This window comes from Micromonospora sp. WMMA1947 (assembly GCF_027497355.1).
Classification (GTDB): Bacteria; Actinomycetota; Actinomycetes; order Mycobacteriales; family Micromonosporaceae; genus Micromonospora.
The window spans coordinates 1,004,729-1,017,483 of record NZ_CP114909.1; the positions used below are offsets into that span (position 1 = coordinate 1,004,729).

At 73.4% G+C, this 12,755-nt stretch carries 11 protein-coding genes; 2 read left to right on the plus strand and 9 right to left on the minus strand.

The annotated features are described in order from the left end of the window. Positions 1 to 338 precede the first annotated feature (338 nt). The 7 genes from purE to mca form a co-directional block, all read right to left on the minus strand. Positions 339 to 830: a 5-(carboxyamino)imidazole ribonucleotide mutase gene (gene purE / locus O7604_RS04755; protein ID WP_281578982.1), complete on the minus strand. Its 492-nt coding sequence runs from the start codon at positions 828 to 830 to the stop codon at positions 339 to 341. Continuing rightward, a complete protein-coding gene (locus tag O7604_RS04760) occupies positions 827 to 1,987 on the minus strand; it encodes a 5-(carboxyamino)imidazole ribonucleotide synthase (RefSeq protein WP_281578983.1) in 1,161 nt (386 codons plus the stop codon). Before O7604_RS04760 ends, purE begins: the two co-directional genes overlap by 4 nt. A gap of 64 nt (positions 1,988 to 2,051) precedes the next feature. After that, positions 2,052 to 4,088, minus strand: coding sequence for a thioredoxin domain-containing protein (locus O7604_RS04765; RefSeq protein ID WP_281578984.1), 2,037 nt, complete (start codon positions 4,086 to 4,088; stop codon positions 2,052 to 2,054). An 86-nt stretch (positions 4,089 to 4,174) separates the two neighbouring features. Then, the gene (locus O7604_RS04770; protein ID WP_269702118.1) at positions 4,175 to 5,071 is read right to left on the minus strand and encodes a hypothetical protein; all 897 of its coding nucleotides are present in this window, start codon (positions 5,069 to 5,071) and stop codon (positions 4,175 to 4,177) included. A gap of 111 nt (positions 5,072 to 5,182) precedes the next feature. Continuing rightward, entirely contained in the window at positions 5,183 to 7,678 is a 2,496-nt protein-coding gene (locus tag O7604_RS04775; protein WP_281579917.1) for a bifunctional diguanylate cyclase/phosphodiesterase, read from the minus strand. 216 nt (positions 7,679 to 7,894) lie between these two features. Further along, positions 7,895 to 8,179 (minus strand): hypothetical protein, encoded by a 285-nt coding sequence (locus O7604_RS04780; RefSeq protein ID WP_269702119.1) that lies wholly within the window; start codon positions 8,177 to 8,179, stop codon positions 7,895 to 7,897. Positions 8,180 to 8,227: 48 nt separating this feature from the next. Continuing rightward, the gene (mca, locus tag O7604_RS04785) at positions 8,228 to 9,109 is read right to left on the minus strand and encodes a mycothiol conjugate amidase Mca (protein WP_269702120.1); all 882 of its coding nucleotides are present in this window, start codon (positions 9,107 to 9,109) and stop codon (positions 8,228 to 8,230) included. Positions 9,110 to 9,354: 245 nt separating this feature from the next. On the opposite strand from mca, the gene O7604_RS04790 reads away from it, so the two are divergent. Together O7604_RS04790 and greA are read left to right on the plus strand one after the other, a co-directional pair. Next, on the plus strand, positions 9,355 to 9,789 hold the full coding sequence (locus tag O7604_RS04790; RefSeq protein ID WP_281578985.1) for a DUF4307 domain-containing protein: 435 nt from the start codon (positions 9,355 to 9,357) through the stop codon (positions 9,787 to 9,789). 145 nt (positions 9,790 to 9,934) lie between these two features. Beyond that, positions 9,935 to 10,435, plus strand: a complete 501-nt coding sequence (gene greA, locus O7604_RS04795; protein WP_013284133.1) for a transcription elongation factor GreA — start codon at positions 9,935 to 9,937, stop codon at positions 10,433 to 10,435. A gap of 153 nt (positions 10,436 to 10,588) precedes the next feature. On the opposite strand, the gene ilvA is transcribed toward greA, so the two are convergent. Both ilvA and O7604_RS04805 read right to left on the minus strand, forming a co-directional pair. Continuing rightward, positions 10,589 to 11,809, minus strand: coding sequence for a threonine ammonia-lyase (ilvA, locus tag O7604_RS04800; protein WP_269702122.1), 1,221 nt, complete (start codon positions 11,807 to 11,809; stop codon positions 10,589 to 10,591). Continuing rightward, positions 11,806 to 12,708 (minus strand): DUF4328 domain-containing protein, encoded by a 903-nt coding sequence (locus O7604_RS04805; protein WP_281578986.1) that lies wholly within the window; start codon positions 12,706 to 12,708, stop codon positions 11,806 to 11,808. The genes ilvA and O7604_RS04805 overlap by 4 nt, the downstream gene beginning before the upstream one ends. Positions 12,709 to 12,755 lie beyond the last annotated feature (47 nt).

Consider the following 12,755-nt stretch of genomic DNA (forward strand, 5'->3'; position numbering starts at 1 on the left):
CGGGCTGCGACCCGCCTGGCTGTGACTGGTTCGCCTGGCCGGCGCGCGCCCGGGTCCGCGACACCCTGCGCGACCGCGCTTGACCCGGTCACACTCCGTGTCGGCAGGGTGCGGCGGGGTTATTCCCCCATCGCCTTTGCTCTGCACCCACCGACGCAGCAGTTACCCTACGTGATGATTGCCGTCGCCGAGCTGTCGGCGTCGAAATGCCGCGCCGCAGGTCGGAGCCGTGCTGCGTCGATGGCTGCAGAGCAAAGGCGGCGGAAGGCATCAACACGTGCTCGCCATCGGTCACGCAGCGCAACCAGCCAGGCTCCAACACGAAGAGTGACGGGTGGTCAGATCAGGGAGGCGCGCAGCGCGGCGTCCTTCTCCGCGACCAGGTCCTCCAGGCTCGCCTGGTAGGCCGCCATCCGGTCGCGCAGCGCCGGGTCGGCGGCGCCCAGGATGCGTACCGCGAGCAGGCCGGCGTTGCGGGCGTTGCCGATCGAGACGGTGGCGACCGGGACGCCGGCCGGCATCTGCACGATGGACAGCAGCGAATCCATGCCGTCCAGGTACTTCAACGGCACCGGAACGCCGATCACCGGCAGCGGGGTGACCGAGGCGACCATGCCGGGCAGGTGGGCCGCCCCGCCCGCGCCCGCGATGATCACCTGGATGCCGCGGTCCGCGGCGGCCCGGCCGTACTCGATCATCTTGACCGGGGTGCGGTGCGCCGAGACGACGCCCACCTCGTACGGCACGCCGAACTCGTCCAACGCCTCGGCGGCGGCCCGCATGACCGGCCAGTCCGAGTCACTACCCATGATCAGCCCGACGGTGCTCATGCCTGCCCCTCCTGGAGCCAGCGGGCGGCACGCGCGGCCCGGGCCCGTACGTCGTCAAGGTCGTTGCCGAGCACCGTGACGTGCCCGATCTTGCGGCCCGGGCGGACCTGCTTGCCGTACAGGTGGACCTTGGCACCGGGCTCGGCGGCGAACAGGTGGTGCAGCCGCTCGTCGATGGAGATGCCGCCCGGCTCGCCGCCGAGCACGTTCGCCATCACCACGACCGGCGCGGTCAGCGAGGTGTCCCCCATCGGGTAGTCGAGCACCGCCCGCAGGTGCTGCTCGAACTGCGAGGTCCGGGCCCCCTCGATGGTCCAGTGCCCGGAGTTGTGCGGCCGCATCGCCAGCTCGTTCACGACCAGCCCGGACGGCGTGTCGAACAGCTCCACCGCGAGCAGGCCGACCACGCCGAGCGCGGTCGCCAGGTCGATGGCGAGCTGCTGCGCGGCGACGGCCTGCTCCTCCGGCAGGTCGGGCGCGGGCGCCAGCACCTCGACGCAGATGCCGTCGCGCTGCACCGTCTCCACCACCGGGTACGCGGCGACCTGCCCGAACGGCGACCGGGCCACCTGCACGGCCAGCTCCCGGCGCAGCGCCACCCGCTCCTCGACCAGCAGCGGCGTGCCACCGGCGAGCAGCGTGGCGGCCAGCGCACCGGCCTGGCCGGCGTCGTCGACCATCCAGACCCCGCGGCCGTCGTAGCCGCCCCGGGCGGCCTTGAGCACCACCGGCCAGCCGGTCTCCTCGCCGAAGGCGATCAGGTCGGCCGGGGACTCCACCCGACGCCAGGCCGGGTTCGGCGCGCCCAGCTCGCCGAGCCGTTCCCGCATCACCCGCTTGTCCTGCGCGTGCACCAGCGCCTCGGCCGGCGGGAACAGCTTCACGCCCTCGTCGGTCAGGGCACGGATGTGCTCGTTCGGCACGTGCTCGTGGTCGAAGGTGACCACGTCGCACCCCTTGGCGAACGTCCGCAGCGCGGCCAGGTCGGTGTGGTCGCCGTACTGGACGTCGGCGGCGACCAGCGCCGCGCCGTCGTCCGGGGCTTGCGCCAGCACGCGCAGCGACTGGCCGAGAGCGATTGCGGCCTGGTGGGTCATCCGGGCGAGCTGGCCGCCACCCACCATGCCCACGACGGGGAGACCGGTACGGGAGTCCATAGCGCCGCCAGCCTATAAGGGCCGGTGGCGGGCCGGACCGCGAGGGCGGCCCGGCCCGTTCCGCTCAGCCGAGCTGCGCGACCAGCTCCTCGACGCCGGTCACCGGCCGCTGGCAGACGAAGCCCCGGCAGACGTACGCGGCGGGCTTACCGTCGACGAACGGCCGCCCGGCCAGCAGTGGCACACCGGGCTGGTCCGGGGCGCCGGCCACCACCACCGCGCCGGGCGGGGCGTGCCGCCGGGCGGCGGCCACCAGCGGGTCGCCCTCCGGGTCGCCGGTCGCCACCGCGATCTCGTACGGCCCGGACAGCAGCGCCTCGCCGACGGTGGCCGCGTACCCGGTGAACCGGGCGTGCCGGTCGACGATCGGGGCGACCGTCGTCAGCGTCTTCTCGGCCGCCTCCCGGTACCGGGTCTCGCCGGTCAGCGCCGCGTACGCCACCAGCGCCGCGACGATCGCCGAGCGGCCCGACGGGGTCGCGTTGTCGGTCGGGTCGGCGGGCCGGGTGACCAGGCGCTCGGCGTCGTCGGCGGTGTCGTAGAACGCGCCGTCCGGGCCGGCGAACCGGGCCAGCGCCACGTCGAGCAGCTCACCGGCCAGTACCAGCCACCGCCCCTCGCCGGTGAGCTGGTGCATCGCGCAGAACGCCTCGGCGACGCAGCCGTAGTCCTCCAGCACCCCGGCCGGCTCGCCCACGACCTTGTCCCGGGAGACCCGCCGCAGCCGGCCGTCCACGAGATGCACGGTGGCCAGATGCTCGGCGGCCTCCCGCATCGCACCGTCGGAGACGATCAGTACGCCGTCCATCAGGTTCGCGTCCTCGTCGTCGGGCGACACGAGGAGCGTGGCGACCTGCTGGAACTCCGCGACGGCGGTGATCGCGAGCCCGTTCCAGGCGGCCACCACCTTGTCGTCGCGGGCCGGCTGGGGCCGGGTGTCGCGGGCGGCCAGCAGCCGGCCCACCACGTCCTGCCAGCGGGCCCGCACCGCCGGGTCGGCGTCGTCGACGTCCCGCGCCAGCCGCAGCACGCTGGCGCCGTGCTCGAACGTGCCGTCGGCGGTGACGCCGAACAGGTCCGCGGCGAACCGGCCGTCGTCGGGCCCCAGCACCTCGACGAGCTGGTCGGGCGTCCAGACGTAGGTGAGCCCCTCGACGCCCTCGGTGTCCGCGTCGAGCGCGGAGGCGAAGCCCTCCCCGGCGCGGTGCAGCTCGTCGGCGAGGAACCGCGCGGTGTCCCGGGCCACCCGGCGGGCCAGCCGGTCGCCGGTCAGCCGCCAGAGCTGGGTGTAGACGCGCAGCAGCAGCGCGTTGTCGTAGAGCATCTTCTCGAAGTGCGGCACGGTCCAGTGGCCGTCCACCGAGTAGCGGGCGAACCCACCGGCGAGCTGGTCGTTGAGACCGCCGCGGGCCATCGCCTCGCAGGTGTGCCGGACGATCTCCAGGCTGCGCGCCGAGCCGGTGCGCTGGTGGTGCCGGAGCAGGAAGAGCAGGTTCATGTGCGGCGGGAACTTCGGCGCGCCGCCGAAACCGCCGTTCGTCTCGTCGTACTCCCGGGCGAGCTGACTCGCGGCGGCGTCGAGCAGGTCGGCGGTGAGCGGCGCGGTGACGCCGCCGACGGCCTGCGCGCCGCCGATCGCCTCGACCACGGCGGTGCCCTGCCGCAGCACCGCCTCGCGCTGGTCGCGCCAGGCGGTGGCGACCGAGCCGAGCAGGCGGATGAAGTTGGCCCGCGGGAAGTACGTGCCGCAGAAGAACGGGGTGCCGTCCGGCGTGGCGAACACGGTCATCGGCCAGCCGCCCTGCCCGGTCATGGCCTGGGTGGCGGTCATGTAGACCGCGTCCACGTCGGGTCGCTCCTCGCGGTCGACCTTCACGCAGACGAAGTCGTCGTTCATCAACCGGGCCACTGCCTCGTTCTCGAACGACTCGTGTGCCATGACGTGACACCAGTGACACGCCGAGTAACCCACCGAGATCAGCACCGGCACGTCGCGCCGCTTCGCCTCGGCGAACGCCTCGTCGCACCAGGGCCACCAGTCGACCGGGTTGTCGGCGTGCTGGAGCAGATAGGGCGACGTGGCATTGGCGAGTCGGTTCACCACCCGACCTTAGCGAGCACGCGCGGCAGGTGCGGCGCGAGTGCGGCGGCCGGGCCGGGAACCGCCGCCCCGGCCCGGCCGGCGCCTCAACGGGTCAGGGTGAGCGTCGAGGTGTCCCGCACGGTGAACTCGTTCCAGTACTCGAAGTCGCGGACCAGGATCTCGCTGACCGACTGGGCGGTGCCGCGCTGGAACTTGACGTCGGCCGGGTAGGTGGTGGCCGACCACGGCACCACCTGGCCCGGCACGCACGGGATGTGGGGTGAGAAGGAGCCACGCACCATGCCCGCCTTCTTCTGCTCCTGGACCAACTCGCCCGCGATGGAGAAGGAGTCCGCCCGGGTGCAGGTGATCGACCCGCGGACGGTGGCGACGCCCTTGTTGTCCACCGTCGCCACCGGGTCGACGGTCAGCGTGACGTCGAGTGCCGGCAGCGGAGGCGGGTTCCCGATGTGGATCTCGCCGCGCAGGCCGCCGGCCGCGCCCTCACACCGGATCTCGAAGGTGGCGTCGAAGCGCTCGACGTAGTCGAACGGCCCCCAGTCGGCGTGCAGGACCGTGAACGAGCCGGTGCTCTGCGCGCAGGAGCGTCCCCAACCGCCGTTGTAGAGCTGCAGGCTGGCCGCGTCGCTCCCGTAGACCGGCTGGCTGACGTTCTGGTAGGTGTCACCCGCCTTCAGCGTCTGACCGGCCGGGGCGGAGATGCCCAGGCGCCAGATGTTGTCGGTGTCGCTCCAGAACTCCATCCCGAACCGCCGCTGCTCGCCGCCCCACGCGCTCATCTCGTCGCCGGGCGTCGGTGCGGCGGAGCTGTACGAGTAGGAGTTGCCGGCGGTGATCGGATCACCCGGCTCGCCGGTGACGGCGAACGACCAGGACTGCGCCGGCCGGGCCTGCGCCGGCGCGGACACGACCAGGCCGGCGGCGCCGGTGGTCAGCGCCATGGCCGAGGCGAGCAGGACCCGTCTCCAGGAACGTCTCATCATCGTCCTCCCCGTGTGGACGTCAGCGGGGACGCCTGTCGCGCCCGCCGTACCAGCAGCGTAGGACCGGTCGGGCTCCCTCCGCTGTCCCGTCCACGACGGACGGACCGGTCAGGAGGCGCCGTCGGCACGCAACGGGAAGACGTTGCCCCGGGCGGAGTCGCGCAGCGACCCCAGCACCGCGGCGATCTTGTCGGCGGGCATCGGCTTGAAGAAGTGGTAACCCTGGGCGGCGGTGCAGCCCAGCTCGGCCAGCGCGGTCCGCTGTTCGGCGGTCTCCACGCCCTCCGCCACCACCCGCAGCCCCAGCTCGTGGGCCAGCCCGACGGTGGTCCGGACGATCGCCGCCGCCTCCGGCGAGTCGGCCATCCGGAGCACGAACGAGCGGTCCACCTTCAGCTCGTCGACAGCGATCCGGGTGAGGAACGTCAGTGACGAGAACCCGGTGCCGAAGTCGTCCACGGCGAGCTGCACGCCCATGGCACGCAGCGTGGCCAGCACCTCGTCGATGACCTCCAGCTCGCTCATCACCACCGTCTCGGTGATCTCCAGAACCAGCCGGTGCGGCGGCACCTGATGACGGCGCAGCGCCTCGTCGATCTCGGCGGGCAGCCGCGGGTCGAGCAGGCTGCGCGCGGACAGGTTCACCGAGATCGGCACGTCCAGCCCGTCCCGCGCCCAGCCGGCAGCCACCGCCAGCGCCTTGTCCAGCACGTACCGGGTGAAGCTGCCGAGCTGCTCGCTGTTCTCCACCGGCCGGATGAAGTCGGCCGGCCCGAGCCAGCCCCGGCGCGGATGCCGCCACCGGATCAGCGCCTCCACCCCGGTCGGCGCGCCGGTGGCCAGATCGACAGCCGGCTGCAACGCCAGCACCAGCTGGTCGTCGGCGGCCAGCGCCTCCCGCATCTCCGCGAGCAGCGCCAGGTGGTCGGTGCTCGCCGCGTCGCGGGAGCTGTCGTACGCGGCGACGCTGCCGCCGCCCTCCTTCGCCTGGTACATGGCGATGTCGGCGCGCCGCAGCAGCTCGGTCAGATCGGCCGCGCCCGCGTCGGCGACCACCACCCCCACCGCCACCTCGACGGACATCCGCACCCCGGCCACCTCGGTCGGAGCGGCGAGGCGCTCGGCGACCTCCCGGGCCTGGCGCAGCGCGTACGCCATCGGGGCCACCCGGTCCTCGATCAGCGGCACCGAGGTCAGCAGCAGGGCGAACTCGTCGCCCCCGAGGCGCCCGAGCAGGTCGCCCGGCCGGGTCAGCGCGGCGAGCCGGTTGGAGGTGAGCCGCAGCAGCTGGTCGCCCGCCGAGTGCCCGAGCGTGTCGTTCACCTCTTTGAACTGGTTCACGTCGAGCAGCAGCAGCGCCACCGGGTGGTCGTGCGCGCGCTGCCGCAGCGCCTGGTCCCCCTTCGCCAGCAGCGCCGACCGGTTGAGCAGGCCGGTGAGCTGGTCGTGCACCGCGTCGTACGACGAGCGGGCGGTGACCAGGCGCAGCTCCCGGTGCGTTGCCGCGTCGTGCAGGGCGGCGGCCAGGGCGTCCCCGAAGGCCGCCACGCCGTCGCGTTCCCGCGCGCTCGGCGGCGCGGACCGGGCGAACCGCACCCGCAGCCGGCCGACCTCGGCCGATCCCACCGCGAGGCGTCGCACCAGTTCGTGCTCCCCCGCGCCGGCACCGGCCGACGGTTCCACCTCCCGGTCGCGTACCTGTCCGCCGCGATCGGCCCGGTAGCGGCGCCAGCGCCCCTCGCCCCGGGCCACGTCGACCTCGACCAGTTCCGCGCCGAACAGGGTGAGCGCGCCGGTCACCGCGGCGGTCGCCACGCCGCGCTCGTCGAGCTGGTTGAGCGCGGCGGTGGCCTCGGCGAACGCCCGCCAGGTGCGCCGCTCCTGGTCGGCGCGGAGCCGGTGGCGGTAGGTCTGCTGGAGCAACCACAGCGGTGGCGGCAGGAGCAGCAGCCAGCGCGGGTCGAGTTCGAGCAGCGCGACGACCACCAGACCGACCGCCACGTTGCCGACGAACATCAGCAGCTTGCCGCGCAACGCGGCGAGCAGCGGCGGCCCGATGGCGATGCCGTGCCGCAGGGCGAGCGTGACGGCGCCCAGGAAGGCGGTCGTCAGCAGGTACGCCACCGCGGCGGCGGTGAGCGTGAGCGCCAGCTCCGGGGTGGGCGCGGCGAGCAGCGGTGGGCCCAGCGCGGTGGCCACCGCCGCGGCGAGCGCGGTGGCGGCGGTGAGCGAACCGGCGATCCCCACCAGTTCCAGCGCCGGACGGCGGTCGGAGACCACTGACATCACGGTCCAGGCGGTGCCCACACCGAGCAGGGCGGCGGCCGGGAGCCAGCCGGCCGGCACCAGCCAGAGGCAGACCACCAGCGCCGCCTCGCCCCAGGTGATGCTCACCATGCCCGAGGCCGAACGGAAGCGCAGTCGGGCGAGCTGGGCCACCGCGAACGCGGCGACGGCGATGCCGAACCGCGCCGGACCGGGCAGCGGGTGGTCGGCCGGCAGGTGCGACGGGACGGTGAGGCCGAGCGCGGCGGCCAGCAGACCGGTCAGCGCGACCGCGACGGTGAGAACGACGACGCCCACCGGTGTCCCGCGCAGGCCGATCCGGTCGGGGGAACGGTCGGCCGGCTCGGTGGTCACGGGGCCGCCCCGTCGACGGGTCGGGCCGGGGCATGGTCGGGGGCCGGTGCTGTCGTCGACATCGGCGTCCCCCTTCCGCGCAGGGTCCGGGGCCTGACGGTCCCCCCGGCGGAAGGCTAAGCCAAAGCCGGTGGTCGCAACAGGGGGCGACGACCGACTTCGGCGTGATTCACGCGGTGTTCAGCTGTTCCGGTGCTGCTGGGACCCGTTGGGGGCGTTCGTCGGTGAATCCTGCTCGACGAGCCCGTCTGTCGGATCGACGACTGCGGAATCGGCCCGGCCCGGGGTGCCCTGCTGCGGGAAGCGGTCGGGCAGCCGGCGCAGCCGGGCGTTCATGTTGCGGATCAGCAGGACGGTGACGGTGGCCAGCGCGAGGATGAGGAAGAGGCCCATCGGACCGGCCAGACCACCCGTACGGGTGTCACCGAAGTTGTTCTGCGCGAGCACCTCGACGGTGGTCAGCATGGTGTTCCTCCGATGTGCGACTGAGCACCAGGGTAGACCCCGGCCGGGTCAGTGGGCACGGCACGCCTCACGTACGCCCGCGAACAGGTCCGACTCGGGCAGCGGGCTGTCGACCAGCGACCGGGCGAGTTGGAAGTCCTCCGTCGGCCAGGCGCGCTTCTGCAGCTCCATCGGCACCTGGAACCAGAAGCCGTCCGGGTCGATCTGGGTGGCGTGCGCGCGCAGCGCGTCGTCGCGGACCGGGAAGTAGTCGGCGCACTCGACCCGGGTGGTGATCCGGGCGCCCTTGTCGGGGCGCTCGTCCCAGCGCTTCATCCACTCGCCGTACGGCGACTCGAGCCCGGCGGCGAGCACCGCCTCGTGCAGGCTCATGATCTTGGCGCGGGAGAAGCCCACGTCGTAGTAGAGCTTCAGCGGCTGCCACGGCTCGCCCAGCTCGGGGTGGCGCTCCGGGTCACCGGCCGCGTCGAACGCCGCGACGGTGACCTTGTGGGTCATGATGTGGTCGGGGTGCGGGTAGCCGCCCTCCTCGTCGTACGTGGTGACGACGTGCGGGCGGAACTGCCGCATCAGGCGCACCAGCGGCGCGGCGGCGGCGTCCACGTCCTGGAGGGCGAAACAGCCCTCCGGCAGCGGCGGGAGCGGGTCACCCTCGGGCAGCCCGGAGTCGACGAAACCGAGCCACGCCTGCTCGACGCCGAGGATGGCCCGGGCGGCGTCCATCTCGGCCCGCCGGATGTCACCGATGTTCGCCCAGACGTCGGGGCGGTCCATCTTGGGGTTGAGCACACTGCCCCGCTCACCACCGGTGGCGGTGACGACCAGGACGTCCACCCCCTCGGCGACGTATTTCGCCATGGTGGCGGCGCCCTTGCTCGACTCGTCGTCGGGATGGGCGTGCACCGCCATGAGACGTAGCTGTTCTGCCACCTTCGGCACTCCTCGTCTGTGCCCGCCGACCGACCCCCGGGCCGGGCGGCTGACCTGCCGGAATCTCCCCCCGCGCCCGCGAAAGCCCCCGTGACGGCCGGCCGGGGAGCCCGCCACCGGAGTGGCCAGGGCCACGCCCGCCGGTCGAGGCCGACCTGCCATCCTTGACTCAGCGCCGGGCTGGGAAGATGGACCTAGCCATTCTTGCCGATGCCGCCGACAACAACGCCAGGAGATACCCGCCGGTGAGCGAGACGCACACCACAGTCGCCGCGGAGGCGCCGGTCTTCCCGCCGGGCCGCTACGGCCGCCGCCGGGAGCCGGGTCGCCGCCGGCCTGTCCTGCTCGCCCTGACGGTGACCGTCCTGCTCGCCGTCCTCGGGCTGGGCGCGGCGAAGCTCTACTACCAGTACGGCGACCCGGAGTACCAGGGCGAGATGATCAGCTACTCCGACATCACCGACTCCCGCGTGACAGTCGACTTCCGGGTCACCGTGCCGCCGGGCGGTTCCGCCACCTGTCTGCTGCGGGCCCGCTCGCACGACGGCGCCCAGGTGGGCACCGCCGAGACCACGGTGACCGCGGAGCCGGGCCAGCGCCACATCCGGACCCGCCAGGAGGTGCCCACGAGCGCCCGGCCGTTCATCGGTGAGGTGGTGCGCTGCCGGCCGGCCGGCTGAGCCGGAGCGCCGGCGAGCCGCCGGCAACCGCACCCCGGTCCCGTCGCCGGCACCCGGGGTGATTGATCACACCTCGACGCGTACGGCACTGGTAGCCTTGCAAGTTCACCTGTCAGCCAGTCCGCACCAACCGAGGAGACCGCCTGTGTCCACAAATGGAAACGAGGCGCCCGCCACCTGGCTGTCCCAGGACGCCTACGACCGTCTGCAGGCCGAGCTCGACGAGCTGATCGCCAACCGGCCGGTCATCGCCGCCGAGATCAACGCCCGGCGCGAGGAGGGCGACCTGCGGGAGAACGGTGGCTACCACGCCGCCCGCGAGGAGCAGGGCAAGGCCGAGGGCCGCATTCTCTACCTCAAGGAGCTGCTGCGCACCGCCAAGGTCGGTGAGGCTCCGGACACCGACGCGGTCTCGCCGGGCATGGTCGTGAAGATCTACTTCGACGACGACGCCGACGACAGCGAGACGTTCCTGCTCGGCTCCCGGGAGATCGCCTCCACCACCGACCTCACGGTCTACAGCCCCGAGTCCGCGCTCGGCAAGGCCATCCTCGGCGGCAAGGCGGGGCAGACCTGCACCTACACCGCTCCGAGCGGCGCCGATATCAAGGTGACCATCGTCTCCTTCGAGCCGTACAGCGGCTGACCCCTCCGGACCCGCGCCGGATGGCTCGGGTCCCGAACCCGACCGAGGCTGACAGGCCCTCCTCGGACCCGAGCCGCACACCCGAACGCCCCGACCGGATCATCCGGCCGGGGCGTTCGTGTTCCGCTGTGACGGTCGCGTGCCGCCGGGGGCTCAGCCCTCGCCGGTGAAGACCACCTGGTAGCCGCTGGCCCGCAGCGCGCTGATCAGGGTGTCCGAGTGCTCCACCCCGCGGGTCTCGACGGACAGGGCCACCTCCACCTCGCCGAGGCGCAGGTGCGGGTTGGCGCGCTGGTGCACCACGTCCACCACGTTGGCCCGGTGCTCGGCGATCTCGCCGAGCATCGAGGCGAGCTGGCCGGGCCGGTCCGTGCAGCGCACGGTGATCCGCAGGAACCGGCCGGCCGCCGCCAGGCCGTGCTCGATCACCCGGAGCATGAGCAGCGGGTCGATGTTGCCCCCGGAGAGCACCGCGACCACCGGCGTGTCCACCTCGACCGCGCCGGCCAGCAGCGCCGCGACGCCCACCGCGCCGGCCGGCTCGACGACCTGCTTACCGCGCTCGAGCAGCGTCAGCAGCGCCCGCGAGATGTCCTCCTCGGAGACCGTGACGACGTCGTCGACGAGCTTGCGGACGTGGGTGAAGGTCAGCTCGCCCGGACGGCCGACGGCGATCCCGTCCGCGATCGTCGCGAACGAGGGCAGCCGCAGCGGCTCGCCGGCCCGCAGCGAGGGCGGGAAGGCGGCGGCGCTCGCCGCCTGGACCCCGATCACGCGTACGTCGGGACGCAGCGCCTTGGCCGCCACCGCCATGCCCGAGACCAGCCCGCCGCCGCCCACCCCGGTCACGATGGTGCGCACGTCCGGGCACTGTTCGAGGATCTCCAGCGCCACGGTGCCCTGCCCGGCGATGACGTCCGCGTGGTCGAACGGGTGGATGAACACCGCTCCGGTCCGCTCGGCGAAGGTCTGCGCCGCGACCAGCGACTCGTCCACCGTGTTGCCGACCAGCTCGACCTGCGCGCCGTACCCCTTCGTGGCGGCGACCTTCGGCAGCGGCGCGTTCACCGGCATGAAGACGGTGGCGTGCGCGCCGACCAGCCCGGCGGCCAGCGCCACGCCCTGGGCGTGGTTGCCGGCGCTCGCCGCGACCACGCCGCGGGACCGCTCCTCGGCCGAGAGCCGGGAGATCCGCACGTACGCGCCGCGCACCTTGTACGACCCGGCGCGCTGAAGGTTCTCGCACTTGAGCCAGACCGGCCCGCCGAGCGCGGCGCTGAGCGGCCGGGACGGCTCCAGCGGGGTGGTACGGGTGACACCGGCGAGCAGTTCCCGCGCGGCCTGTACGTCGGCGAGACCGACCAGTTCCGTCATGCCCCGATCGTGCCACCCGGGGCGGGCGGAACCTGCGGCGACGTCGGCGCAACCGGCATCGGCGCGGCGGGCGCGGGCCGGCCCGGTTGACCGGGCCAGGCGGACTGGCCGGGCCAGGCGGACTGGCCGGGCCACACCGGCACGGCGCGGGCGAGCCGGTCCTGCTGGGCGGCGGAGATCCGGCGAACCAGCACGACGAACGCGATCCCGGCGACCAGGCAGGCCACCGCCGGCACCAGCCGGGGCGCGAGCGCCTCCTCGTAGTAACGCACGTACGTGCCGAACTCCGCGTCGTTGCGGGGCAGCTCGGTCAGCCGGTCGTACCGCTGCTCCTCGGCCCGCGCGACGAACCGGTCGCCGATCAGGAACACCAGCCAGCTCGCCCACCACACCCCGACCAGCCACGACTGGCGGCGCTGCCACACACTGTTGCGGAGCAGGTCGCCGAGCACCCGGGCCGGTACGACGAGGTTGGCGAACGGCACCAGCCACCCGGCGATCGCCCACGCCGGGCCGAGGTTCGGCACCGCGCCCGGGAAGGCGTCCAGGTTCTTGCGCGCCCGCCACGTCCAGATCACCACGAGCGTCCCGGCGGTCAGGATGGCGAGCAGGTACGGCAGCGAGAACAGCACCTCGGCCAGCACCGCGCCCAGCAGCACGTCCCGGTCGAGCTGCTCCGCGGCCGAGCGGGCCAGCCGGGCGCCGAGCAGCGGGAACAGCGCCGTCAGCAGGTAGCACAGCACTGTCGTGCCGACCGCGACGCAACCGGCGGTGCCCAGCCCGCGTACGCCGTACGTGGGCGTGCCGGGGCTCACGGCGGGCTGACCGACGCGGGTGCCGCAGCGCAGGCACTCCTCATGCGCCGGGGACGTGGCGTCCCCGCAGGTCTGGCAGTTCATCGGGGACCGTCCGAGATGGTGTGCGCGACAGGAGTGCGCCCACGCTA

Bases quoted from the DNA above. Each gene is read 5' to 3' on its own strand.
- O7604_RS04780 (WP_269702119.1), bottom strand. From the start codon at position 8,179: ATGCTGACCACCGTCGAGGTGCTCGCGCAGAACAACTTCGGTGACACC.
- purE (WP_281578982.1), bottom strand. From the start codon at position 830: ATGAGCACCGTCGGGCTGATCATGGGTAGTGACTCGGACTGGCCGGTC.
- O7604_RS04805 (WP_281578986.1), bottom strand. From the start codon at position 12,708: ATGAACTGCCAGACCTGCGGGGACGCCACGTCCCCGGCGCATGAGGAG.
- ilvA (WP_269702122.1), bottom strand. From the start codon at position 11,809: ATGACGGAACTGGTCGGTCTCGCCGACGTACAGGCCGCGCGGGAACTG.
- O7604_RS04770 (WP_269702118.1), bottom strand. From the start codon at position 5,071: ATGAGACGTTCCTGGAGACGGGTCCTGCTCGCCTCGGCCATGGCGCTG.
- O7604_RS04760 (WP_281578983.1), bottom strand. From the start codon at position 1,987: ATGGACTCCCGTACCGGTCTCCCCGTCGTGGGCATGGTGGGTGGCGGC.